This is a genomic window from Mycobacterium sp. pV006 (assembly GCF_041287115.1).
GTDB lineage: Bacteria > Actinomycetota > Actinomycetes > Mycobacteriales > Mycobacteriaceae > Mycobacterium.
In genome coordinates this window covers 1-880 of record NZ_JBGGKT010000057.1, presented here as the reverse complement: position 1 = coordinate 880, position 880 = coordinate 1, and the positions used below count along the sequence as shown (strand labels likewise).

Genomic DNA, 880 nt, shown 5'->3' with positions numbered 1-880 from the left:
GGCTCTGTTGCAAAGATTGGCGGCAGTCAGAGGTAGGCTGTCGCTCTGCGCCGATCAGGCGGCTGCTGCGAAATGGTGGTTGAGCATGCCCATGGCCTCCGTCAGCGCCGAGGGCCCAATGCCAAAAGCTCTCTCCACAAGGCGCACCTCGCCCCTGATGCCGGGCTGCAGGCACCAGGGGCGAGCCTGTCCTTTGCGCAGGGCTCGCATGACTTCGAATCCCTTGATCGTGGCATAGGCCGTGGGGATCGATTTGAAACCGCGCACCGGCTTGATCAGTATCTTGAGCTTTCCGTGATCGGCCTCGATCACGTTATTGAGATACTTCACCTGCCGGTGGGCCGTCTCCCGGTCCAGCTTTCCTTCGCGCTTCAATTCGGTGATCGCTGCACCATAGCTCGGCGCTTTGTCGGTATTGAGCGTGGCAGGCTTTTCCCAGTGCTTCAGGCCTCGCAGGGCCTTGCCCAGGAACCGCTTCGCTGCCTTGGCGCTGCGGGTCGGCGACAGGTAGAAATCGATCGTGTCGCCCCGCTTGTCGACTGCCCGGTACAGGTAGGTCCACTTGCCCCGCACCTTGACGTAGGTTTCATCCAGGCGCCAGCTCGGATCAAAGCCACGCCGCCAGAACCAGCGCAGCCGCTTCTCCATCTCCGGGGCGTAGCACTGGACCCAGCGATAGATCGTCGTATGGTCGACCGAAATGCCGCGTTCCGCCAGCATTTCCTCAAGGTCGCGATAGCTGATCGGATAGCGACAATACCAGCGCACCGCCCACAGGATCACATCACCCTGGAAATGGCGCCACTTGAAATCCGTCATCGTTCCGTCCGTCCAATCTCCGCCAAGCATGCTCAAGCTTCACGATTTTTGCAACAGAGCC

Annotated in this window: 1 protein-coding gene; it reads right to left on the bottom strand. The window is 60.6% G+C overall.

What is annotated here, in order from left to right:
* Positions 1 to 54: 54 nt before the first annotated feature.
* Positions 55 to 819, bottom strand: coding sequence for an IS6-like element IS6100 family transposase (locus ACAG25_RS24775; RefSeq protein ID WP_001389365.1), 765 nt, complete (start codon positions 817 to 819; stop codon positions 55 to 57).
* Positions 820 to 880 lie beyond the last annotated feature (61 nt).

Bases quoted from the DNA above. Each gene is read 5' to 3' on its own strand.
- ACAG25_RS24775 (WP_001389365.1), bottom strand. From the start codon at position 819: ATGACGGATTTCAAGTGGCGCCATTTCCAGGGTGATGTGATCCTGTGG.